The sequence below is a fragment of the Nonomuraea sp. NPDC049152 genome (assembly GCF_040648355.1).
GTDB lineage: Bacteria > Actinomycetota > Actinomycetes > Streptosporangiales > Streptosporangiaceae > Nonomuraea.
The window spans coordinates 140,209-162,814 of the sequence record NZ_JBEZDO010000003.1; the positions used below are offsets into that span (position 1 = coordinate 140,209).

Below are 22,606 nucleotides of genomic sequence, written 5' to 3' on the forward strand. Positions count from 1 at the left end.
GTGGCGGGCGGGCGGCCGGCGGCGACAGGTGGCGGCTGGCGGCGGGGCCGGTCACGGGCCGAACGTGATGCCGGTGAGCTCGCCGGGCAGGTCGCGGTCGACGGCCTCGACGAGCAGCGACAGCCGGTCGCCGCCCGACGGGCCGAACCAGGCGGCGGGCAGGGTGAGCAGTTCGGGGTCGCCGCCGCGCATGGCGGGGCGCGGCTCGCCCGGCAGCCAGAGCCTGCCGACGACGTGGCCGTTGAACCAGGCGGTCACCTTCAGCCGCGTGCCGGTGAACCTGGCGGTCCAGGTGCGTCCCGCGTATGCGGTGACGTCGGCGTGCAGCCAGCCGAGCTCGCCGGGGGCCAGCCGTACGGGGAAGCGGGTCTCCTGGCCTGGAAGGGAGCGGGCCGCGGCCTGCCACAGCGTGGCCTCGTCGCCGGAGACCGCGGACCAGCCGGTGGCCCTGCGCCCTTCGAGCAGGACGGGCTCGCCCGCGCTGTCGGCCGGCCTTCGGCGCAGCGTGAGTTCGAGGCGGGCGGGCACGCCCGGCCGCAGCCACGGCGTGAGGTCGGCGTACGGGTCGTGCGGGTTGACGACGCCGAGGTCGGCGCCGTCGACGCGGACCTCCACGTGCGCGGTCACGCCGTCCAGGCGCAGCACCCAGGTGTCGCACCCTGGGTCGGGGAGCAGGTCGGTGACGTAGCGGGCGTCGCAGGGGAGGTGCGCGGTGATCCAGGAGCCCCAGGCGACCACGGGAGCGGGGCCTGCGCCGATCCGCGGCCCGCCCTCGACGGGGTGCAGCCGCCACAGGCCGAGCGGTCTGACCGAGCGGACGGCGGTGACCGCGTCGAAGCCGCGCGGCGCGCCGAGCCTGAGCGCGGGCAGGCGGGCGTCGTCGAAGTTCGAGTGGCCCCAGATCTCGGTCCGGACCTCCAGCTCGCCTCCCGCGCCGCCGGGGAACAGGGCGAATCCGCCGCCGGGGACGACGGTGCCCAGGTGGCGGCCGCCCACGCGCAGGGAGAGCACGTCGGACCCGCTGTGCAGCAGGAAGGAGCCGGCGGCCTCGGTCCGGGCGGTGTACCAGGTGTAGCCGCGGTAGGCGCCCAGCCTTTCCGGCCGAACGGGTGCGTCGCCGAGCGGGGTCGCAGGACCTATCTGTTGGAAGGGGGAGTGGTGGAGCGCGAGCGGGTGGGGTGGTTCGGCGTCGGCCTCGGGTTCGGTGAAGACCGGCATGCCTTCGGAGTTCGTGGCGGCGGCGTCTGCTCTGGGGAGGACGAGCACCCGCAGCCCGCCGGTCCTGGTGTCGCTGGTGCCCTCGCCCGGGTGGTCGATGACGACCTCGCCGTCCTCCGCCTCGATCACGACCTGGGACGGCGAGTCGCTCGCGAACACCAGCAGGTCAGGGCCGGCGTGGACGAGCTCGGCGGTGGCCCTCCTGACGAGCACGCCGGACAGCGGCACGTCGAACAGCACGAAGGGGCAGCTCTCCGCGGGGACGCGCACCTCGATCGAGTCGCCGATCGTGGCGGTGCCCGCCGTACCGCCGGGGTTGGCGAGGGCGAGCAGGAGCCCGCCGCCGGCCAGCGCCAGCGCTCGAGGGCCGCCGTCGGGAAGCGGGAAGTCGGCGCGGACCTTCAGCTCGGCGACCTGCGCCGGTACGGCGGCGGCCAGCGCGGGGCCCAGCGCGGTCACGAGCCCGGCCAGCAGCCTGCCCTCGCCGAACTCCGTCCTGCGCACGCCCGAGGGCGACAGGAAACCGCCGAAGTCGTAGTCGCTGGTGAGCAGCGCGAGCGGATCGCCCCAGTTGTTGACCGCGGTGGTGAAGCCGAAGTCGTTGCCCGAGGCCTGCAGGTAGGGGCCGAGCAGCCGCACCCCCGTCGACAGCAGCCGCCGTAGCGTCACGTGGGCCCTGTTGGTCTCGGTCACCAGCAGCGGCAGCCCGCGCGGGCGCAGCCAGGCGCCGTAGACGTCGGCGATCGACTCGATGGCCGTGGAGTCGTCGGACGGATAGAAGTTCGCGGCGGGCAGCACGCCCTCCAACTCTCCCGACGAGCGCGCCAGGTCGCCCTGCCCGGCACAGGTGATCAGCGGGACCGTGATGCCGTGCGCCACCGCCATCTCCCGCAACGCGCCGATGTAGCCGGGCACGTCTTCGCAGTCGAAGAAGTCCAGCTCGTTCTCCAACTGCACGGCGACGACGGCCCCGCAGGAGCGCAGGATCGGCAGGATCCGGTCGAACCAGCCGCGCACCTGCTCGAGGAAGAGCGGCTCGTTGTCGCGCAGGCGCAGCCCCTCGTTGAGCGTCAGCCACGCGGGCAGCGCGCCGCCGTCCCACTCCGAACAGATGTAGGGACCCGGCCTGGCCAGGACGAGCAGCCCCTCCTGCTCGGCCATCGCCAGGAACGCCGCCACGTCCCGCTCGCCCTCGAAGTCCCACGCCCCCGGCGCGAGCTCGTGGTGGTTCCACGGGAAGTAGACGTCGACACAGGTGTAGCCGGCCTCGCGTACGGCACGCAGCCGCTCGCGCCAGTGCCCCCTGGGGATCCTGAAGTAGAACAGCGACGCGCTCAGCAGGAGCCTGGGCTCGTCGTCGATGAGGAGGCAGCCGTCGGCAACGCGGACGTTCAGAACGAGCTCATTTCTGGTCGGAGCCCGCGGTGACGCTGAGCTCATGCATGTACTTCTGGCCGAAGAAATAGACGACGATCATGGGCAGGGTCAGGAGGAGGGAGCCCACCATGACGAGGTTCCACGGCGGCGCCTGGCCGGCTCCTCCCGTGGCGTACATGACCTGGACGCCCAGCGCCAGCGGCATGTTCTCCTGGGAGCTGAGGTAGATGAGCGGGCCCATGAACCACCCCCAGTTCCACGAGAAGGTGAAGATGCCGACCGCGATCAGCGCGGGCTTCATCATCGGCAGCACGATCCTGGTGAAGACCCTGAAGTAGCCGAGCCCGTCGAGTGAGGCGGCCTCGTCCAGCTCTCGCGGGATGCGGGAGACGAACTGCCGCATCAGGAAGATGTTGTAGGCGCCGCCGAAGAAGTTGGGGACGATCAGCGGCAGGAGCGTGTCCACCCAGCCGAGCTCGGAGAAGAGCGTGAACTGGGGGATCAGCGTGATCTCCGCGGGCAGCATCAGCGTCGAGAGCAGCACGACGAACAGCGCGTTCTTGCCGGGAGCGCGCAGCCTGGCGAAGGCGTAGGCGACCATCGCGCTGACGAACACCTGGCCGGCCACCGCGAGCCCGGTCAGGATCACCGAGTTGAGGAGGAAGGACCCCGTCGGCAGGTCGGAGGTGAAGGCGGCGACGAAGTTCCCGAACTCCCACTCGGTGGGGAACAGCGAGAACTCCCCGCGCGCCGAGGTGGCGTCGCTGGACAGCGACATCGAGACCATGAACAGCAGCGGCGCGGTGCACAGCGCCGCGATCACCGTGAGGGTGGCGTAGTGGAGGGCTCTCACTTGCGACGCACCTCGTTCTCGTAGAACACCCACAGGCTCGACGAGCGGATGACCAGGAGGGTGAGGGCGAGCAGGATCACGAACAGCACCCATGCGATCGCGGAGGCGTAGCCCATGTGGTTGAAGCGGAAGGCGTGGTCGAAGAGGTAGGGGACGATCATCATGCTCGCGTTGTCGGGCCCGCCCATTGACCTGCCGTTGCCGGTCATGATGTAGATCTGGGCGAAGACCTGGAACGCGCCGATGATTCCCATCACCAGGTTGAAGAAGATCACCGGGGTCAGCATCGGCAGCGTGACGTGCCTGAACTGCTGCCACTGTCCCGCCCCGTCGAGCGCGGCCGCCTCGTACAGATGCCTGGGTATCCCCTGCATCCCCGCCAGCAGCAGCATGACCGAGGTGCCGATCTGCCACACCGAGACCAGGATCAGCGCGGGCTTCACCCACGCCGCGTCCAGCAGCCAGGCCGGACCGTCGACGCCGAACAGGGCGAGGAAGCTGTTGATGAGCCCGGTGTCCGGCGCGAACATCCAGACGAACAGCACCGAGGTGGCCACCATCGGCACCAGCGTCGGCAGGTAGACGGCGGTCCTGAAGATCCGCTTACCGCGCAGCGGCTTGTTGAGCAGGTAGGCCACCCCCACGGAGGCGACCATGGTCAGCGGCACCGACAGGAAGGAGTAGAAGGCGGTGTTGCCGAGCACCTTCCAGAACACGGGGTCGGCGGTGAAGAGCTTCACGTAGTTGTCCAGGCCCACCCACGCGGGCGAGGTGAACAGGTCCCAGTCGGTGAGGCTGAGGTAGGCCGACGCCAGCATCGGGCCGAGCGTCAGGACGACGAAGCCGATGATCCACGGCGAGGCCAGCAGGTAGAACCAGAGCGCCTCGCGGTTGCGGGGGGCACGGGCCCCCGCCTTCCTCAAGGAGGCGGGAGCCCGGTCGAGCGTGGCGGTCATCAGCCCGTGCCCAGCAGCGTCTGCAGGTCCTTCTGCACCCTGTCGAGGGTCGACTGCGCGTCGGCCTTGTTCTGGAAGAAGGGGCCGAGCGCGTCGGTGAACACCTTCTGCATCTCGTTCCAGTGCGCCCCCGTGGGCGGCGTGTAGATCATCGCCGTCGACTCCTTGAACGCCTTCATGTTGGCCTTGCTGGACTTCATGAAGGCGTCGCTGTCGAGCAGCGCCAGGTTGGCGGGGGCGTCCTGGTTGTTCTCCACGATCGGCCGCTGCCCCTCCTCACCGGTGAGGTAGTCGATGATCTGGAAGGCGGCGTCCTTGTGCTCGCTGTTGTTGTTGATCGACAGGCCGCTGCCGAAGGCCACCGTGGCCTTCTGCTTGCCCTGCCAGATCGGCGCGATGTCCCACTGGATGTCGGGTACGGCCTTCAGCGCGCCGATGTTCCAGAAGCCGGTCAGCTGCATGGCCGCCTTGCCCTGCGCGAACAGCGGGTCGGGGCCGATGTCCTTGCCCAGGTTGGCGTAGTCGGTCGGGGAGGGGGCGACCTTGTCGACGTAGACGAGGTCGTTGTAGAAGGTCAGCGCCTCGACGTTGGCGGGCGAGTTGACGACCGGCTTGCCGGAGGCGTCGATGATCTCGCCGCCGTTCTGCTTCATGAAGGTCATCCACCACGGCCACCAGTCGCCGGCGGCGAAGCCGTACCTGGTGACCTTGTCGCCTTCGCGAACGGTCAGTTTCTGCGCGGCGGCGCGGAAGTCGGTCCACGTCCAGGAGGCGTCTGGGTACTTCAGCCCGGCCTCGTCGAAGGCCTTCTTGTTGTAGTAGAGGACCATCGCGCCGCTGCGGTCGGGCATCGCGTACGTCTTGCCCTCGCGCTGGTAAGCCGCGCTGACCCGGTCTCCGAAGCGCTGTGCCAGGTCCACCTTGGCCTTGGCGAGGTAGTCGTCGAGCGGGGCGAGCTGATTCTTGCTCGAGAAGACGTGGACGTTCTCCGCGAACTGCATGATGTCCGGGCCTTTCCGGCCCGCGAGCGCGGTCTGGATCTTCTGGTCGTAGTCCCCTGAACCCGGCGTGTGCTCCAGCTTCACGGTGATGTTGGGGAACTTCTTCTGCGCGAGGGCGAGCCGCGCGGTGTAGGTCGCGGCGTCCTCCTTGCTGCCCCAGACGCTCATCGTGAGCTGGATCTTCTCGTTCGCCCCTCCAGGGTCGGCGGAGGAACAGGCGGTGAGGAGAAGACCGGTGGCCAGCGCCGCCGCGGCGGCTTTCGGGGGGAGTTTCATGCGGGCCTCTCAGCGTTTGGTACGGCTTGCGGGCTTGGTGAGCGCCTCGTCGAGGAAGCCTTCGAGAGCGAAGATCGCGGCGCCCAGGCTCACGGGGTTGCCGGGGATGTCGCACAGGCGGAGCTGGACAGCGCTGTTGGACCTGGCGAGGGCGTGCGCCGCGACCGCCTCGCGCAGTTCGGGCAGCAGGCTCGGCCCCAGGGCCAGTCCCGCCCAGCTCCCGACGACCACGGCCTCGGGGTTCAGGATGTTGATCAGGTTGGCGACGCCCGCCCCCAGGTAGCCGGCGGTGCGCCGGATGGTCTCCCGCGCGGCGGGGTCGTCGTGGACCGTGCCGAGCGCGTCGATGCAGGCGGTCTGGTCGCCGCCGTGGTACAGCGGGCTGGCCTGGTCGACCTCCAGCAGCGTGCGCATCACGCCCGGCGCGCCGACGTAGGCCTCCACACAGCCCCTGCTGCCGCACCTGCAGTCGCGGCCGTCGAAGACGACGACGCTGTGGCCCCACTCGCCGGCCGCGTTGTTGGTGCCCCGGTAGAGCGCGCCGTTGATGGCGATGCCCGCGCCGACGCCGGTGCCGACCGTGATGCAGACCAGGTTGTCCACCTCACGGCCCGCGCCCAGCCACAGCTCGGCCACGGTGCTGGCCATCAGCGGGTTGTCGAGATAGACGGGCAGGTCGATGCGCTCGCGCAGCACCGACAGGAACGGCACGTCGTGCCAGTCCCAGCCGGGCGCGAACACCGAGACGCCCTTCTCGGGAGCCACCTGGCCCGGCACGCTCACCCCGACGCCCAGCACGTCCGCCCTCGACGCGCCGCACTCGGCGAGCAGGGTGTCGAGCGCGTCAGCGACATGGCTCGCGACGTCGTGCGGCTGGTTGGTCTCGGGACCGATCGGGTGCTCACTGGTGTGCTTGACCCGTAGTGCCAGGTCGAACAGATCGACGTGGACGTAGGTCTCCGCGATGTCGACACCCACCAGCAGACCGCGCTCGCTGTTGGGGGTCAGCACGGCTCGCGGCCTGCCGCCGCCGGAGTCCTGGAACTCGGCCTCCACCAGCGCGCCGCAGCCAAGAAGGTCGTTCACGACGTTGGCGATGGTGGCGAAGCTCAGCTCGCAGTGCCCGGCTATGTCCTGCCTGGAGGCCTGGCCGACCGCGTAGACGCGGCGCAACACGTCGATGCGGTTGGCGCGTCTGATGTCTCGCGTCGTTCGTCTGAGCACGGTGAGCTGTCTCACTTTCCTGGAAGCGATGGAGTGACAATAAGAGTTCGTCTAAGAGTTGTAAATAGGGCGGTCGGTGGCGGCTCCCTGTCCCCTCCGCCGCGCAGGGACCCGCCGGGACGGGCGACCGGCTCGCTGGGGGCAGGAGCCCGGGCCTCTTCGCCGGGCGGGGAGAAAAAGCGGTTGCGGGCGAAAGGTGAATGCGGGGATGCTTTCTCCGTGAACGGCAGGCGAATGCGCCAGAAGGCTCGCACGCGACGTTAGGGCGTCAACGCGCGAGCCGTCGTGGAATGTCCATTCCGGGGCGGTTTTCTTGTTTCACAGCGGGTGGGGGTGCTGGTGGTGCCCGGCGGTTTCATAAGCCGCGACAGGCGGGTTCGATTCCCGCACCCGCTACCGAATCTCCGCGGCGATCAGCAGCGCGGACAGCGGGTACGGCGGCGCCGGGCGTGGACCGTCCGCGGCGCGCACACCGCCAGCGAGGCGTCGCTGGTCAGGATGGCGAGCTCCAGGCGGCGAAGCTCGGCGCCGGGCTCCAGCCCGAGGTCCCTGGCGAGGATGTGCCTGCCCGCACGGTAGACCTCGAGGGCCTCCGCCTGGCGTCCCGTGCGGTAGAGGGCGAGCATGAGCTGGCCGCGGAAGCGCTCCTGCAAAGGGTGCTCGTCCACGAGCACCGAGAGCCTGCCGATGAGGTCGGCATGGCGGCGTAGCCGCAGGTCGGCGTCCATGCAGTCGCCGAGCGCCGACAGTCGTTCCTCGTTGAGCCTGGTCGCCTCCTGATGGAGCAGCGGAAGATCCTCGAGCCCCGACAGGGCGGGCCCGCGCCAGAGTGACAGCGCGGCGTGCAGGAGCTCGCTGGCCTGGGCGACACTGCCCGAGGCCAGCGCCTGTCTGCCCTGGTGGGCCAGGGTCTCGAAGCGGCGGGCGTCCAGGGCGACGGACGGGATGTCGAGCGTGTAGCCCTGGACGCGGTGAACGATGGCGTCGGCCGCGCCGAGCGTGCGCCGCAGCCGGTGCAGATGGAGCCTGAGGCGCTTGACGCCCTGGTCGCCGGCCTCCTGGCCCCACAGCGAGTCCACGAGCACGTCGCTGTGGACGACCCTGCCCGCCTGGCAGAGCAGGAGGGCGAGCAGCGCCTGCTGCTTCCCCGACCTGACCGGTAAGGGGCGATCGTCCTTTATGACATCGAGCGCGCCCAGAATTCGAAATTCCATGGCGCTCAAGAGCTTTTCCACGAAGGGAGGATAGAAGCGCGGATCGAGAAATGGAGGAGAAACCGAAGAGAAATCCTCCGAACCCACACTCAAGCGAGAAGTCACCGGCCTCGCGGGCTTAAAACCCACTAAGAGAGGGAATGTCATGAAAAAAGCCTGGTTTGTGCCGGTCGCGGTCGGTCTCATCGCCGCCTTCCCCGCCACCTCGGCCGCCGCCCGGAAGCCCGCGGACCCCACCGCGCCGCCGCGCCCGTCCGCGACAGAGCCCGCCCAGGCAGCCGAGGAACCCCACGCCCACGGCGCCCCGCTGCGGTCCGACGTCGACCGGCCCAAGCCGGAAAAGGCGCGGCCGCTCCCGAAGGCACCCCAGGGTGCGATCACCGTCGACAAGGGTCTCAAGGCGGTCGAGCAGAGCGGCAGGACGGCCCGGCCGAGCGCGGGGACCGCCCAGGCGCTGACCGCGACCGGCGGCAAGGTCGCGCTCAGGGCGCTGGTCATCGCCGTCGACGGCGACGACTTCGGCCTGGCCACCTGGAAGGCGACCCTCGACCGGGTCGGCATGCCGTACGACGTGGTGGAGAGCGGATCCCAGCCGCTGCCCCCGCTGGTCAGGCAGGACGGCACCGGCGCGTACAACGCGGTCCTGCTGACCAACAACGCGCTGCTCCACGACGACGGCGACGGCTTCGTGAGCGGCCTCGACGCCGACGAGTGGAACGCGCTGTGGGCCTACGAGCGCGACTTCCAGGTCAGGCAGGTCTCGCTGTACACCGCCTACGGCAGTTTCCCCGAGGACTACTGCCTGCGGCCGGGAGGCGAGGGCGGGATCGGCGCGACGCCCGTCAACGCCACGCTCACGCCGGCCGGCGCGGCCGTCTTCGACCACCTCAAGGGCACGATCCCGATCAGCCTGTCCTACGTCTACCGCAGCGTCGTCCAGCAGGGCTGCCAGGCCGACCCGATCCTCACCGTGGGCAACGACGTCCTCGGCGTCAGGAGCACCTCGGCCGACGGCCGCGAGCGGATGGCGCTGACGTTCACCTCGAACCAGTACCTGCCGCAGGCCGACCTGCTCACCTACGGCCTGCTGCGCTGGGCCACACGGGGCGTGATGCTGGGCGAGCGCCGCCACTACCTCAACGTGGACGTCGACGACTGGTTCGCGCACACCTCGCACCTCAGGACCAACGGCACGGTCGACGACAACCCCGGCTTCAGGATCAGCCGCAACGACGCCGACGGCACGTACAACCAGCAGCAGAACTTCCGCGCCGCCAACCCGCTCGCCGCGAACTTCAGGCTCAACGTGGCCTACAACGGCGAGGGCGCCAACCCCGGCGCGCCCAAGACCTGCCTGCTCACCCTGCTCAGCCCCGACCCCCTGACCAGCTACTCCAGGTGCAGGGCGACCGCGTTCACGTGGATCAACCACACCTTCACCCACCCGAAGTTGAACTCCACCGACTACCAGACCAGCTACAACGAGATCGTCGACAACCTCACCAGGGCCCAGCAGCTCGGGCTGGCCGTCGACAGGACCGTGCTGAAGACCGGCGAGTACTCGGGCCTCGGCGTCTACCACCCCGACCCCGACAACGACATCGACCCGCCCACCGACCACGGCCTGACCGCGTCCAACCCCGACCTGCTCCAGGCGGCCAAGGCGGCGGGCGTGAAGTACCTGCACGGCAACATGTCGTTCGCCAGCCACCGGCCGGCGTGCTTCAACTGCGGGACCTACCACCCGATGGAGCCGTCGCTGCTGGTCGTGCCCGACTGGCCGACCAACGTGGCCTACCACGTGACGACGCCGGCCGAGGAGACCTACTTCTACAACTCCTACTACGGGCCGAACGGCAAGTTCCCCTACTGGCCGGCGAACCAGACCTACGCCCAGATCGTGGGGCACGAGAGCGACGTCGCGCTCCAGCACGTCATGTCGGGCTCGATCTACTCGCACACCTTCCACCAGGGCAACCTGCGCGGAACGCCCAACCTGGTCTTCGACTGGCTCAACGCCGTGATGACCAAGTACAAGGGTTACTACAAGGTGCCCGTGCTCACCCCGACCTGGACCGAGCTGGCCGCCTACGTCGAGGCGCGCAACGCCCACTTCGCCGCGCTCCAGCACGTGGACGCCGTCTTCGACAAGCAGGCGGCCACGATCACCTTCACCTCGGACGCGGCGGGCGGCGTGTTCGCCACCAACGCCAACGCGAACGCCGTGCCGTACGGGACGGACAAGGTCGCCAGGATCGCGCTCACGCCCGGCACGCCGGTGACGGTCCCCGCGAGCGTGCGCCCGTGAGAGTGACGCTCGTCTCCGAGGGCACCTATCCGTTCGCCATGGGGGGTGTGAGCGTCTGGATGGACCAGCTCATCCGCGGCATGCCGGACTACCGCTGGGACGTCGTGACGCTCACCGTGGACGGGGCCGAGCGCTCGGTGTGGGACAGGCCGGGCAACCTCGACAGGGTGACCGCGGTACCGCTGTGGCGGCAGCAGGCCAGGAGGCCCGCGCCCGTCCCCGCGGCGTACGAGGAGTTCCTGCGGCTCATCCTCACCCCCGCCGTGATGGGGGAGGGGAGCCGCGGGTTCCTCGCGGTGCTGCGGGAGCTGTCGCAGTGCGCGGACCTGCTCGGCGCGCTGACCGGGACGCGGGCGCTCACCCTCCTGATGGACCGCTGGTACGGCCACCGCATGGACGGCATCAACCTGGCCGACGCGATCACCGCCGCCCACCTGCTCGGCCACATGCTGCGCCCCCTCACCGAGCCGCCCGTCCGCACCGACCTGACGCACGTCGCGATGAACGGACTGTCGATGCTGGTCGCGATGGCGGCCAAGTGGCGGTACGGCACGCCGATCGTGCTGTCGGAGCACGGCGTCTATCTGCGGGAACGGTACCTGCAATACCTCACGGAGCCCGCCTCGCACGCCGTGAGGGTGCTGCTGCTGAGCTTCTTCAGACGCCTGGCGGGGGCGTCGTACGCGATCGCCGACCGGATCGCCCCGCACTCCTCCTACAACAAGCGCTGGCAGCTCATGGGCGGCGCGGACGACGAGCGGATCAGGGTGATGTACAACGGCGTCGACCCCGCCGACTTCCCCGTGGCGACGAGCGAGCCCGACCGGCCCACGCTGGTGTTCATGGGCAGGATCGACCCGCTCAAGGACATCCACACGCTGATCCGCGCCTTCGCCGTCATCCGCGACAAGCTGCCCGACGCGCGGTTACGCATCTTCGGCGGCGTACCGGAGGGCAACGAGTCCTACCACGCGAGCTGCGTCGCGCTGACCGCGGAGCTGGACCTCGACGCGTCGGTCATCTTCGAGGGCAGGGTCGCCATGCCGCTCGAGGCCTACCACGCGGGCCACGTGGTGGCGCTGACCAGCATCTCCGAGGGCTTCCCCTACACAGTGGTCGAGGCGATGGCCTGCGGCAGGCCCGTGGTGTGCACGAACGTGGGCGGCGTCTCCGAGGCGGTGGCGGACGCGGGCTACGTCGTCGCGCCGCGCGACCACCTGGCGGTGGCGGAGGCGGCGCTGAAGCTGCTGACCGACGGGCCGCTCAGGCACAGGCTCGGCACGCTGGCCAGGGTCCGCGTCATGGAGCGCTTCACGTTGAGGCAGTCGCTGGCCGACTACCGGGGCGTCTACGAGGAAGTCGTGGCATGAAGATCATCATTGAGCCGCTCGACGAGCTGGTCGAGCAGCTGCGCCCCAGGCTCTCACAGGCGGTCGAGCCGCTCCAGGTCGCCGCCGCGCTGGAGTCCGAAGGGCTCAACGACAAGCTGGCGCGCGAGCGGTACGGGCATCAGGACGTCTTCTCGCTGGCCGAGGCCGTGTACGGCAGGCTCATCAGGGACGAGCCCGAGCCCCCGCCCGTCGAGCTCCCCGTGCCCGCGTGGCGCTCCCTCGTGCACGGGCCGCTCTACGCGATGCCGGCCGCGCTGCTGCCCGCGGTCACCGCGCTGATCGGCGTGCGATGGCTCATGCCGGGACTGGTCGTCACGACCGGGATCGGCTGGGTGCTCGGCTCGGTGCTGTCGCGCATCGCCTACGGGCTGATCGGGCGCGGCTCGCCGGGCTCGGCGGCCAGGACGCTGCGGTGGGGGCTCGTCGCGGGCGTGGTCCTCGCGGGCGGCGCGGCCACGCTGTGGGACGGGCCGCTGTCGCTGGTCGTGCTGGCCGTGGCGCAGCTGACGTTCCAGATCTGCTCGGGGATCCTGCTGTTCCACCGGCGCGAGGGGCTGCTCGCGCTCCTCATGCTGCCCGCCACGGGAGCGGGTGTGCTCTACGTGGTCGTGGGACACCCGCTGGTCGCGCTGGCGGCGGTCACGCTCGGCGTGCTGTCGATCAGCGCGGTGGCCTGCTCCGCCGTCCTGCTGACCAGGCCGTCGCGACCGGACGGGCGGATGCCCCTCGACAGGGACCTCGGTGTCGCCGCCCTCTACAGCGGGTTGACCGCGGCTTTCCTGCTCCAGGCCGAGGCCGCCTACGTCGTGGCCAGGCCCGACCTGGCGATCACGGGGGCCGGGCTGGTGCTCGGGATGGGCGTGCTGGAGTGGCAGGCGCACCGGTTCGACTCGGCGGTGCGGGGCGTGATCAGGCAGGTCTGCTATCCGGCCGAGTTCACCGCGCAGGGTCACCGGCTGCTCGTGCGCGGGCTCGGCGGATCCGTCGCGGCGCTGGCCGTGCTCACCGCGGTGCCCGTGGCGTTCACGCAGGTGAGCCCGGCGGGCGTGGTCATGGCCGCGGCGCACGTCGTGCTCGGCGGCGCCTACTTCATGGCGTTCCTGCTGGCCAACCAGGGCAGGCTGGTCGAGCTCTGCCTCGCCCAGGGCGCGGCGCTGCTGCTGCACCCCTGCGCGGGCCTGTTGCTGCCGGAGAACGTGCTGGCCGACGTGCTGCTGTTCCTGGCGGCAGCCCTGCTGTTCCTGTCCGTCCTGCTGGCCCTGATGTCGCGCGGCCTCAGGGACGTCTGGCACTACCGCTGAAAGGGGCGCGAGTGAAACCGATCTGCTTCTACTACGGCGACGGACGGCTCGACCGGCTCGCCTGCTACGACAAGGTCGTCCTGCAGGCCGGCTTCTACGGCACGGCGCAGCTTGCCGTACTCAAGAGCCATGGCGTGCACACGCTCGGCTACCTGTCGCTGTCGGAGGACGTGGGGCCGCCCGCGCCGTGGCAGCGGCCCGAGCGCAACCCCGACTGGGGTGGCGCGTTCGTCCACGTCGGCGACCCTCGCTGGGTCGGCCACGTGGTCGACCAGGCCAAGGCGGCGATCGCGACCGGCTTCACCGGGCTGTTCCTCGACACGCTCAACCTCGAACAGACCTACCCCGAGGACCTTCCGCACCTGCTCGCGCTGATCGCCGCGATCAGGGAGGAGGCCAGACCCGACTACCTGCTGGCCAACAGGGGTTTCGGGCTGCTGCCCAGGATGGCCGAGCTGGTCGACGGCGTCCTGTTCGAGTCGTTCTCCGCGCGCTGGGTCGACGAGCACACCTACGCCCCCTGGCCGGACGACGTGCTGGAGGTGCACGCCACCGTGGCCGAACGGCTCCTCGAGTACGACCTCGACCTGTACGCGCTGGACTACGCCGACACCGCCGAGCTGACCGAGTTCGCCCACCGGCGGGCCACGGAGTACGGCATGCTCTGCTTCGTCAGCGACCGGGTCCTGTCGAGGACCTAGAAGTCGAAGGCGGCCTCGAAGGAGTTGCGCGCCAGCAGGTCGAGCTGGTCCTCGCTCATGCCCAGCTCGTCGCGGAGCATCCGGTAGTTGTCCTCGACGTACCCGCCGAAGTAGGCGGGGTCGTCGGAGTTCACGGTCACGAGCAGGCCCTCGTCCAGCATCGCGGGCAGGATGTCGTCGCGCAGCGTCGGCACCGCGCGCAGCCGCACGTTCGACAGCGGGCAGACGGTCAGCGGGATGCGCTCCTCACGCAGCCTGGCCACCAGCGCGGGATCCTCCATGGCCCTGATGCCGTGGTCGACGCGCTCCACGCGCAGGATGTCGAGCGCCTCCCATACGTAGTCGGCTCCGCCCTCCTCTCCCGCGTGCGCGACCCTGTGCAGCCCCTCCCCCGCATCGACGGCGCCACCGGACACTGAGCCGAGCGTCGGGACCTGGCTCGCGAGGGAGGGGAGCGGACCGCGTGACGTTCAGGCCGTTCCGGGTCCGAAGACCTTGTCGCTCGTCCTGGCGAGGTCGGGCGGCGGGGTGAGGGTGATCGCCCCCGACGGGCAGAGGACGGCGGTCCTGCGGACGGCCGCCTCGTGCTCGGGTGGCGGCACGGGGTCGAGCACGAGCACCCGGCCGTCGTCCTCGCTCTGGTCGAACACCTCGGGAGCGGTGAGCGCGCACATGCCCGCCCCGCAGCAGCGTTCCCTGTCCACGGTGATCCGCATCGCCTACTCCTCGTCCTGTGCGACGTCCCATGTGACAGGAAGCCGGTGCACGCCGTAGATCATCATGTCGGTGCGCAGCGGCACCTCCTCCGGCGGTACGGCCAGGCGCAGCGTCGGGAACCTGGCGAACAGGGCGGGGATGGCGACCTGCATCTCGACGCGTGCCAACTGCTGGCCGAGGCACTGGTGGATGCCGTGACCGAAGGCCACGTGCCCGGCGGTCGAGCGGCGCAGGTCGAGCGTGTCGGGGTCGGCGAAGTGGCCGGGGTCGCGGTTGGCGGCGGGAATGGAGACGGTGACCGACTGGCCGGCCTTGACGAGCTGCCCGCCGAGCTCGACGTCCTCGAGCGCGGCCCTGACGGTGCCGGGGATGATGCTCAGGTAGCGCAGGAGTTCCTCGACCGCCTGGTCGGTGAGACCCTCGTCGGCGCGGAGGGCGGCCAGCTGGTCGGGACGGCTCATGAGGGCGTAGGCGCCGAGGGCGAGCATGTTCGCGGTGGTCTCGAACCCGGCGCCCATCAGGACGCCGCTGATGTTGGTCAGCTCCTCGTCGGTCAGGTCGGTGCCGGTAACCAGGCCGCTGAGCAGGTCGTCGGCCGGTTCGGCGCGCTTGGCCGGCACCAGGTCGCGCATGAACGTCGTGAGGGTGGTGAAGGCGGCGATCTTCTCCTCGGAAGAGACCTCCAGGCTCAGCAGTTTGGACATGTCGTCCTGGAACCTGGCCCGTTCGCCGGTGGGCACGCCGAGCAGTTCGCAGATGACCAGGCCGGGGATGGGCAGCGCGAACGCCTCGACGAGGTCGACGGGCGGGCCGTGCCGTTCCATCGCGTCCAGGTGCTCGGTGGTGAGCTCCTGGATCCTTCCGGTGAGCCTGCGCATCCTGCGGACCGTGAACTGGCCGGTGAGCAGGTGCCGGTAGCGGGTGTGTTCGGGCGGGTCCATCGCGGTGAAGATCCCCGGCGGCGCCGGTCGGGGCTCGCCCATGCGGGTTCCGCCCAGCGGAGCGTGGGTGAGGTCGGCCCTGTGGCTGAAGCGGGGGTCGGCGAGGACGGCGCGCACCAGCGCGTGGCTGGTGACGAGCCAGCCGACGTGGCCGTCGGGGTAGGCCATGGGGGTGACCGGCTGCTCCTCGCGCAGCCGGGCCAGATCCTCAGGGGGGTCGAAGGGGCAGCCCGCCACGCGTGCGGTCGGCATCGGCGCGGCGGTCGTGGGCTCGGACATCTCATTCCTTTCCAGTGCGTCGGGGGTCGCGGAGTCCGGTGGTACGGCTCAGCCGGCCGACATGTCGCGGCGGCGCAGGCCGTACAGGCCGAGCAGGATGAGCGCCGCCGCCGTCACGGTCAGCACGGCAAGCGGCAGCACGGTCAGCTCCCCGCCGGGCAGTTGCGGGATGTGGTTGAACACCGACAGGTCGAGCACCCACCGGCTCAGCTGGAGCTCCCCGCCGAGCCAGCCGAGCAGCAGGCTCGCCAGGAGCACCGCGAACGCCCCTGCGGCCAGCCGCGGCAGCAGGCCGAACAGCGCGAACGCGAGCCCGGCGAACAGCCACACCGCCGGCAGCTGGACGAGCGCGGCGGCCAGGACGCGGGGCAGGTCGCGGCCCAGGCCGCCGGTGTTGAGCCCGTGCGCGAGCCCGGTGGTCGCGCCGAAGGCCGCCAGCCCGAGCGTCGGGCCGAGCAGGGCGAAGACGAGGTGGCTGCCCGCCCAGCGCAGCCGGTCGACGGGAGCGGCGAGAAGAGGTTCGGCGCGCCCTTCGCTCTCCTCCGCCCTGAGGCGCAGGGCCGCCTGGATCGCGAACCCCGCGGCGATCACGGCGAACATCGTCATCATGCCCACGAAGTACTGGTCGACGACCGTGCCGGGACCGCCGACGCGGGCGAGGACCTCGCGTGCGGCGGGGGAGCTGTTGTTCATCAGCTCGCCGATGCTCTGGGCGATGCCGCCGAGGCCGAGCCCGACCACGGCCAAGCCCGCGGTCCTGCTGATCAGCGATCCGCGATGCAGCCGCCAGGCCAGGCCCAAGGGGGAGCGCAGGCCGGGCGGGGCGACGGCGGGGCCGACCCTGGCGGCGAACAGGCCGTTGCCGAGGTCCCGCCGCGCGGACAGCGCGACGGCCGCCGCGGTGAGCGCGGCGGTCGCGCACGCGGCGAGCGCGATGATCCACCAGCGTTCGCCGGCGAACGGCCGCAGCTGGTGCGCCCAGCCGATCGGCGACGTCCAGGAGAGCCAGCCCAGCCTGCCGCCGGACAGCGCGCTCACATCGCCGATGCCGCGCAGCAGGAAGGCGGTGCCGAGGACGACGATGGCGATGCCGCGGGCGCTTCCCGCACCCGAGGTGAGCTGGGCGGCCACGGCGCCGATCGCGGCGAAGACCCAGCCCGCGGCGGCCAGCCCCGACCCGTAGGCGAGCGAGCCCGCGGCGGGCAGGCCCTGGCCGATCAGGACCAGCGCCGACACCGCGCCGAGGACCAGGCAGGCCGCGCACGTCATGAGCAGGGCGGCGGCCATGGCCGCGTGGCGGGACACCGCGGTCGAGCCGATCAGCTCGCGCCGGCCCGCCTCCTCCTCCGTCCTGGTGTGCCTGATGACGGTGAGGAGGGCGACGAGGGCGACGATGACGGGGATGAACCCGGATCGCCAGGTGACGAGCTCGCCGAGGGTGGAGCCGTGCAGCGGGCCGTACGTCACGGTGAAGGCGGTGTTGTGGAGGCTCGTCTCCATGTACTCCTGGCGCGCCCGCGCGGTGGGGTACGCGCCGTTGAACGCGGCGATGAACACCGGCGGGACCAGACAGGGAAAGAGGATCCAGAGCGGCAGCAGCCGGCGATCGCGTCGCAGGGCCAGGCGGATCAACCGCGCCGTGCCGGTCGGCGCGTTCATCGGGCCGCCTCCGCGTGCCTTCCGTTGCCCGCGGCCCTGTCGTAGTGCCGGAGGAACAGCTCCTCCAACGTGGGCGGCTGGCTGACGAGGCTGCGCACGCCCGCCGAGGAGAGGCGGCCGAGCGCCGCGCCGAGCGCGGAGGGGTCGACGTCGAAGCGGATCCTGTCGCCGTCCACGCGCAGGTCGTGCACGCCAGGAAGCTCGTCCAGCCCGTACGGCGGGCCTTCCAGCTCGGCCCGGATGCTGGTGCGGGTCAGGTGCCTCAGGTCGGACAGCGTGCCGGTCTCGACGGCCCTGCCGTCCCTGATGATGGTGAGCCGGTCGCACAGCGCCTCGACCTCGGCGAGGATGTGGCTGGACAGCAGCACGGTCCTGTCGCCTCGCCGTACCTCGTCCCTGATGGTCTCGCGGAACACCTCCTCCATCAGCGGGTCGAGGCCGGAGGTCGGCTCGTCGAGGATGAGCAGCTCGACGTCGGAGGCGAAGGCCGCGACCAGCGCCACCTTCTGCCTGTTGCCCTTGGAGTAGGCGCGGCCCTTCTTGCGGGGGTCGAGGTCGAAGCGCTCCAGCAGGTCGGCGCGGCGGCGCTTGTCCAGGCCCCCGCGCAACCGGCCGAGCAGGTCGATCACCTCGCCTCCCGACAGGTTCGGCCACAGCGTGACGTCGCCCGGCACGTAGGCCAGCCTGCGGTGCAGCGCCGTCGCGTCGGCCCACGGGTCGCCGCCGAGCAGCAGGGCGGTGCCCGCGTCGGCCCGCATCAGGCCCAGCAGCACGCGGATCGTGGTGCTCTTGCCCGCGCCGTTCGGTCCCAGGAAGCCGTGCACCTCTCCGGTGCGTACGGCGAGGTCGAGCCCGTCCAGAGCTCTGGTGGAGCCGAACGTCTTGACCAACCCTGCCACCGAGATGGCGTCAGTCATGGTGGTGCTCCTCGAGTCGGCGGAGCGTGGCTCCGCGGTCAGTCTTTGTCTGCTCGGCCTGGATCCGGTCGAGGGCGGCTCTGACCTCGGCGGCGTCCTCGATGCTGAGCATGGGATGGGAGTAGATGTCGATGAGGGTCCTGGCGAGCAGCAGGTCTCCCTCGGGGCTGTACAGGTCGACGCCCAAGCCTCTGGACACGTGCGTGTGCAGGACCGCGACGGCCAGCGCCATCGCGGTGCCCACCGTGGCCCTGGCCTTCCTGTCGACGTCGGGAACGTCGGGACGGGTCTCGTCGGCGTCGGCGAGCCACTGCTCGCTCAGCTCGACCATCTCGTCGAAGACGGACTCGGCCGATCCTTCGGCGAGCGCGCGGGCCAGATACCGCTGGTAGGGGCCCATCGCGGCCTGGGCGGTGGCGACGGGGTTGCCCTTGCGGAGGGCTTCGCCCGACCTGACCTCGTCGTTGAGCCTGCGGATCATCCTGGCCAGGTACGCGTCGCACGCCTCCCGCAGCGCCTGCTTGGAGCCGAAGTGGTGGCGCACCAGTCCTGACGACACTCCGGCGGTCTCGGCGATGCCTCTGATCGTCGCCCGTTCGAACCCTTGCTCGCCGAAGTGCCGCATCGCGGCGTCCCTGATGCGGGCGCGGGCGGTGAGGTCCTCGGGGTCGGGTCCGGTCGTCGTCACTGTCATCCATCCCTATCCGTGCGTATAACTGGCTACTCGCTCAGATAGGACACTACACATGCGTGTAGTCGATGTCCAGTGAGGGTGGCGGCAGAGTGGTCCGTACCGGTATTGACCGCAACATGAAGCGGGTGATCTTATGTGAGCAATCCTGCACCCTTAAGGGGTGGATTGCTCAAAGGAGGACGCGTGCCCCCCAAACGTCCCGGTTTGATCATCCTCGCGACCGCTCTCGCCGCCTCTTCCCTGCTCACCACGACACCTGGCCACGCCGATCCCGCCCAGCCCATCGACCGGCTCTATCCCACTCCACAGCAGGTCACGCCCACGGGAGACGGTTTCCCCCTCACTCCTGTCGTCGGACTGGTCCGTACCACCCGGAGCGACCCTCAGGCCGAGGCCGTCGTCAGGAAGACGCTCGAGGCCGCAGGCGTCAAGCGCATCGAGACCACCGACGGCGAGGACCCGAAGACGCCCGTCACCCTCTGGCTGGGTGGCGGCGCCGACAAGCTGGGTGTGAAGGGCTCCGAAGGGCTCCCCGCCGAGGGCTACGTGCTCGCGGCGGGCAAGGGACGGCGCGGCGGCAAGCACATCGTGCTCGACGGCGTCGACGCCGACGGCACCTACTACGCCGCGCTCACCTTCGCCCAGCTCGTCCAGAAGCGCGAGGGCACCGACCGGGTGCCCGGCGTGGTCGTGCGCGACTGGCCGTCCATGGCCTACCGGGGCTCGATCGAGGGCTTCTACGGCACGCCGTGGTCGCACCAGGACAGGCTGGACCATCTCGACTACCTCGGCGCGCACCGGATGAACACCTACGAGTACGCGCCCAAGGACGACCCCTACCACCGCGACAAGTGGCGGGAGCCGTACCCGCAGGACAGGCTGGCACAGCTCGGCGAGCTGATCGCCCGCGCCCGCGCGAACAGGGTCGACTTCACCTTCGCGATCTCGCCCGGCCTTTCGATCTGCTACACCTCGGCCGACGACGTGAACAAGCTGCTGGCCAAGTTCGAGGCGATCTACGCGCTCGGCGGCAGGTCGTTCAACGTCGCGCTGGACGACATCGACCCCAACAAGTGGAACTGCGAGGGCGACCGCGCGAAGTACGGCACGACGGGGCCTGGCCGGGCGCAGACCGACCTGCTCAACACCGTGCAGGGCTGGGTGCGGGGCAAGGGCGACGTGGCGCCGCTGCAGACCGTGCCGACCGAGTACTACAACGCCACCGAGAGCCCCTACAAGAAGGCGTTCAGGGACAATCTCGACCCCGAGGTGATCGTCCACTGGACGGGATGGGGTGTCGTCCCGACCGTGATACTCAAGCGGGAGGTCGCCGAGGCACGGGCGGTGTTCGGCCACAAGATCCTGGTCTGGGACAACTACCCGGTCAACGACTACAACCCGGGACGGCTGTCGATCGCCGCCTACACCGGGCGCGAGAACGGCCTGTCGGAGAGCCTGGTCGGCATCATCTCCAACCCGATGAACCAGGCCGCCGTCAGCAAGATCCCCCTCTACTCCTTCGGCGACTTCGGCTGGAACGACACGGCCTACGACGCCGAGCGGTCGTGGCTGCGCGCGCTGGCCGAGGTGGCGGGCGGCGACCAGGCCACCGTCCAGGCGCTACGCGACTTCGCCGACCTCAACACCCTCGACGGCACGCTGCACACCAAGCAGTCGCCCGTCCTAGCCGCCGCGATCGCCAAGGGCGAGGGGTTGCGCGCCGTCGCCGAACGGTACGCCAAGGCGCCCGACCTCATCACGCGGGGCGTGGCCGACCGCGCCTTCCTCGACGAGGCCAAGTCGTGGCTCGACGCGACCAGGCTGTGGACGAAGGCCATGGTGAAGGCCCTCGACCTGACCGACGCCGTCCGCGCCGACGACGGCAAGCGCGCGCTGGCGCTGCGCGACGAGATCGCCAAGCTGATCGCCGATGCCAAGGCCATCAGGGACGTACGGCAGCCGCACTCCACCACCTTCCCCAAGATCGGCGACGGCGTTGTCGACCCCTTCGTCGCCGACGCCTTCAAGGCCTACGACGCCTGGATCGGCGTCGACTCCGACCGGCCGAGCGCCTCCAGCACGCTCGGCGTCTACTCCGGATACAGTCCCGAGCTGATGGCCGACGGCAACCCCGACACCTTCTACTGGAGCAACGGCGCACCCGGCGCCGGCGACGCGGTGAGCGTCGACCTCGGCTCGGCCAGGACCATCGGCGACATCGCCGTGCTGATGGGCAAGAGCTCGAGCCCCGACGACTACATCCACGCCGGCGTCTTGGAACACTCCGTCGACGGCGCGACCTGGACGGCGCTGACCAGCGGCACGACCGCCGAGGTCAGGGCCAAGGCGCCCGTGGGCACGCTTGCCCGCTACGTCCGCTACCGCTCGACGGGCGGGCAGGCCAACTGGCTGGTCGTCCGCGAGTTCGCGGTGGACACCCTCGACGAGGACGAGACGAGGCTCACCGCGAGCGGTACGCCCGCGGGCGACGTGGCGGCCACCGTCGACGGCAACCTCGACACCGCCTACACGCCCTCGGGTGCTCCTTCGAGCGGAGACGCCCTGCAGGTGACGCTGTCCAAGGCGCGCCTGATCGACAAGGTGGTCGTCATCGGCGCCGGGGCCGCCGAGGTACAGGTCAGGGTGGGCGGCCAGTGGCAGGCGATCGGTTCGCTCGCCGGGCCGTACACCGAGCTCGACGTCGCCGACGTGACGGGCGACGCCGTACGGCTGGCATGGTCGGCGGGCGGCGTCGCGCCGCGGATCGCCGAGATCGTCCCGCGCTACGCCGATGTGCCGCCCGCCGACCTGCGGCTCACCCCGGGCACGGTGGAGGCCGTGGCAGGCGGGAAGTCGACCGCGACGGCGGTGCTGACGACGCGGCTCGCCAGGGCGGTAGAGGGAACGCTCACGGTGAGCGCGCCCCAGGGCTGGACCGTCGTCCCGGCGAGGAAGCAGCTCACCGTGCCGCGCGGCGGGCAGGTCACCGTCCCGCTGGAGATCACCCCACCGGCCGACGCGGCGGGCCGTACCGCGACGGTGACGGTGAGCTTCGGCGAGGTGAAGGCCGAGCTGAAGGTGGCCGTCCACCGGCCGGTGACGGCGGTCAACCAGGCGCTCGGCAGGCCCGCCACCGCCTCCAGCGTCGAGAACGGCACCACGTTCGAGGCCGCCAAGGCCGTGGACGGCGACGGCGCCACCCGCTGGTCGTCCAAGGCCGCGGACGGTGAGTGGCTCCAGGTCGAACTGGCCAGGACGATGGACGTCGGCAAGGTGGTGCTCCGCTGGGAGGCCGCCCATGCCGCCGCCTACCGCATCGAGGTCTCCACCGACGGCACCACGTGGCAGCCCGCCGCGGAGGTGACCGCCAGTGACGGCGGGGTGGACGAGGTGTGGATCGACACGCCCAACAGCGCCAGGTTCGTCCGGATGCAAGGGGTACGGCGAGCGACAGGCTTCGGCTACTCGCTCTGGGAGATGGAGATCCACGCCACCTGACCGCACGCGCTTTCGACGCGATCGGGGCGCGGCGTCATCCTTCGACAGGACGACTCCCGCCCCGCAGGCGTGCCCCCAGGT

General features: G+C 70.6%; 16 protein-coding genes, 1 tRNA gene and 1 pseudogene. 6 read left to right on the forward strand and 12 right to left on the reverse strand.

The features are described 5' to 3' along the window. Nucleotides 1-51 precede the first annotated feature (51 nt). Genes AB0B45_RS07170 through AB0B45_RS07190 form a run of 5 tightly spaced genes read right to left on the reverse strand, consistent with a single transcriptional unit; the run spans nt 52 to nt 6,905 of the window. Nucleotides 52-2,658 (reverse strand): beta-galactosidase, encoded by a 2,607-nt coding sequence (locus AB0B45_RS07170; RefSeq protein ID WP_358126656.1) that lies wholly within the window; start codon nt 2,656-2,658, stop codon nt 52-54. After that, a complete protein-coding gene (locus tag AB0B45_RS07175; protein WP_358126659.1) occupies nt 2,621-3,448 on the reverse strand; it encodes a carbohydrate ABC transporter permease in 828 nt (275 codons plus the stop codon). The genes AB0B45_RS07170 and AB0B45_RS07175 overlap by 38 nt, the downstream gene beginning before the upstream one ends. Continuing rightward, on the reverse strand, nt 3,445-4,404 hold the full coding sequence (locus AB0B45_RS07180) for a sugar ABC transporter permease (RefSeq protein ID WP_358126661.1): 960 nt from the start codon (nt 4,402-4,404) through the stop codon (nt 3,445-3,447). The genes AB0B45_RS07175 and AB0B45_RS07180 overlap by 4 nt, the downstream gene beginning before the upstream one ends. Then, nucleotides 4,404-5,681, reverse strand: coding sequence for an ABC transporter substrate-binding protein (locus AB0B45_RS07185; RefSeq protein ID WP_358126664.1), 1,278 nt, complete (start codon nt 5,679-5,681; stop codon nt 4,404-4,406). The genes AB0B45_RS07180 and AB0B45_RS07185 overlap by 1 nt, the downstream gene beginning before the upstream one ends. Nucleotides 5,682-5,690: 9 nt before the next feature. Next, complete coding sequence (locus tag AB0B45_RS07190; RefSeq protein WP_358126667.1) at nt 5,691-6,905, reverse strand: ROK family protein; 1,215 nt, start codon at nt 6,903-6,905, stop codon at nt 5,691-5,693. 322 nt (nt 6,906-7,227) lie between these two features. Here AB0B45_RS07190 and AB0B45_RS07195 point away from each other — a divergent pair. Continuing rightward, a tRNA-Met gene (locus AB0B45_RS07195) sits at nt 7,228-7,301 on the forward strand. 17 nt (nt 7,302-7,318) lie between these two features. Here AB0B45_RS07195 and AB0B45_RS07200 read toward each other — a convergent pair. After that, complete coding sequence (locus AB0B45_RS07200; protein WP_358126669.1) at nt 7,319-8,140, reverse strand: AfsR/SARP family transcriptional regulator; 822 nt, start codon at nt 8,138-8,140, stop codon at nt 7,319-7,321. Nucleotides 8,141-8,264: 124 nt separating this feature from the next. Here AB0B45_RS07200 and AB0B45_RS07205 point away from each other — a divergent pair, with 124 nt between their 5' ends. Genes AB0B45_RS07205 through AB0B45_RS07220 form a run of 4 tightly spaced genes read left to right on the forward strand, consistent with a single transcriptional unit; the run spans nt 8,265 to nt 13,820 of the window. Continuing rightward, on the forward strand, nt 8,265-10,427 hold the full coding sequence (locus tag AB0B45_RS07205; protein WP_358126672.1) for a hypothetical protein: 2,163 nt from the start codon (nt 8,265-8,267) through the stop codon (nt 10,425-10,427). Next, nucleotides 10,424-11,797 (forward strand): GT4 family glycosyltransferase PelF, encoded by a 1,374-nt coding sequence (gene pelF / locus AB0B45_RS07210; RefSeq protein WP_358126675.1) that lies wholly within the window; start codon nt 10,424-10,426, stop codon nt 11,795-11,797. Before AB0B45_RS07205 ends, pelF begins: the two co-directional genes overlap by 4 nt. Next, entirely contained in the window at nt 11,794-13,119 is a 1,326-nt protein-coding gene (locus AB0B45_RS07215; protein ID WP_358126678.1) for a hypothetical protein, read from the forward strand. The genes pelF and AB0B45_RS07215 overlap by 4 nt, the downstream gene beginning before the upstream one ends. An 11-nt stretch (nt 13,120-13,130) precedes the next feature. After that, complete coding sequence (locus tag AB0B45_RS07220; protein WP_358126681.1) at nt 13,131-13,820, forward strand: hypothetical protein; 690 nt, start codon at nt 13,131-13,133, stop codon at nt 13,818-13,820. Here the strand turns inward: AB0B45_RS07220 and AB0B45_RS07225 are convergent. The 6 genes and pseudogenes from AB0B45_RS07225 to AB0B45_RS07250 form a co-directional block, all read right to left on the reverse strand. After that, nucleotides 13,817-14,206: pseudogene (locus AB0B45_RS07225) on the reverse strand (adenosine deaminase); the annotation flags it as partial. The gene AB0B45_RS07220 and the pseudogene AB0B45_RS07225 sit on opposite strands and share 4 nt — an antisense overlap. 84 nt (nt 14,207-14,290) lie before the next feature. After that, nucleotides 14,291-14,536 (reverse strand): ferredoxin, encoded by a 246-nt coding sequence (locus AB0B45_RS07230; RefSeq protein ID WP_358126684.1) that lies wholly within the window; start codon nt 14,534-14,536, stop codon nt 14,291-14,293. A 3-nt stretch (nt 14,537-14,539) separates the two neighbouring features. After that, on the reverse strand, nt 14,540-15,757 hold the full coding sequence (locus AB0B45_RS07235) for a cytochrome P450 (protein WP_358126686.1): 1,218 nt from the start codon (nt 15,755-15,757) through the stop codon (nt 14,540-14,542). Between the two features lie 48 nt (nt 15,758-15,805). Further along, complete coding sequence (locus AB0B45_RS07240) at nt 15,806-17,416, reverse strand: ABC transporter permease (RefSeq protein ID WP_358126689.1); 1,611 nt, start codon at nt 17,414-17,416, stop codon at nt 15,806-15,808. After that, nucleotides 17,413-18,333, reverse strand: a complete 921-nt coding sequence (locus tag AB0B45_RS07245; protein WP_358126692.1) for an ABC transporter ATP-binding protein — start codon at nt 18,331-18,333, stop codon at nt 17,413-17,415. Before AB0B45_RS07245 ends, AB0B45_RS07240 begins: the two co-directional genes overlap by 4 nt. Further along, nucleotides 18,326-19,027, reverse strand: a complete 702-nt coding sequence (locus AB0B45_RS07250; protein ID WP_358126694.1) for a TetR/AcrR family transcriptional regulator — start codon at nt 19,025-19,027, stop codon at nt 18,326-18,328. Before AB0B45_RS07250 ends, AB0B45_RS07245 begins: the two co-directional genes overlap by 8 nt. Nucleotides 19,028-19,210: 183 nt before the next feature. On the opposite strand from AB0B45_RS07250, the gene AB0B45_RS07255 reads away from it, so the two are divergent. Further along, nucleotides 19,211-22,525 carry a beta-N-acetylglucosaminidase domain-containing protein gene (locus AB0B45_RS07255; RefSeq protein WP_358126696.1) on the forward strand — a complete coding sequence of 1,105 codons (3,315 nt, stop codon included), beginning with the start codon at nt 19,211-19,213 and terminating at the stop codon, nt 22,523-22,525. Nucleotides 22,526-22,606: the final 81 nt, after the last annotated feature.

Coding starts and splice junctions, on each gene's coding strand:
- AB0B45_RS07170 (WP_358126656.1), bottom strand. CDS start 2,658: ATGAGCTCAGCGTCACCGCGGGCTCCGACCAGAAATGAGCTCGTTCTG.
- AB0B45_RS07180 (WP_358126661.1), bottom strand. CDS start 4,404: ATGACCGCCACGCTCGACCGGGCTCCCGCCTCCTTGAGGAAGGCGGGG.
- AB0B45_RS07185 (WP_358126664.1), bottom strand. CDS start 5,681: ATGAAACTCCCCCCGAAAGCCGCCGCGGCGGCGCTGGCCACCGGTCTT.
- AB0B45_RS07205 (WP_358126672.1), top strand. CDS start 8,265: ATGAAAAAAGCCTGGTTTGTGCCGGTCGCGGTCGGTCTCATCGCCGCC.
- AB0B45_RS07215 (WP_358126678.1), top strand. CDS start 11,794: ATGAAGATCATCATTGAGCCGCTCGACGAGCTGGTCGAGCAGCTGCGC.
- AB0B45_RS07230 (WP_358126684.1), bottom strand. CDS start 14,536: ATGCGGATCACCGTGGACAGGGAACGCTGCTGCGGGGCGGGCATGTGC.
- AB0B45_RS07235 (WP_358126686.1), bottom strand. CDS start 15,757: ATGTCCGAGCCCACGACCGCCGCGCCGATGCCGACCGCACGCGTGGCG.
- AB0B45_RS07240 (WP_358126689.1), bottom strand. CDS start 17,416: ATGAACGCGCCGACCGGCACGGCGCGGTTGATCCGCCTGGCCCTGCGA.
- AB0B45_RS07245 (WP_358126692.1), bottom strand. CDS start 18,333: ATGACTGACGCCATCTCGGTGGCAGGGTTGGTCAAGACGTTCGGCTCC.
- AB0B45_RS07250 (WP_358126694.1), bottom strand. CDS start 19,027: ATGACAGTGACGACGACCGGACCCGACCCCGAGGACCTCACCGCCCGC.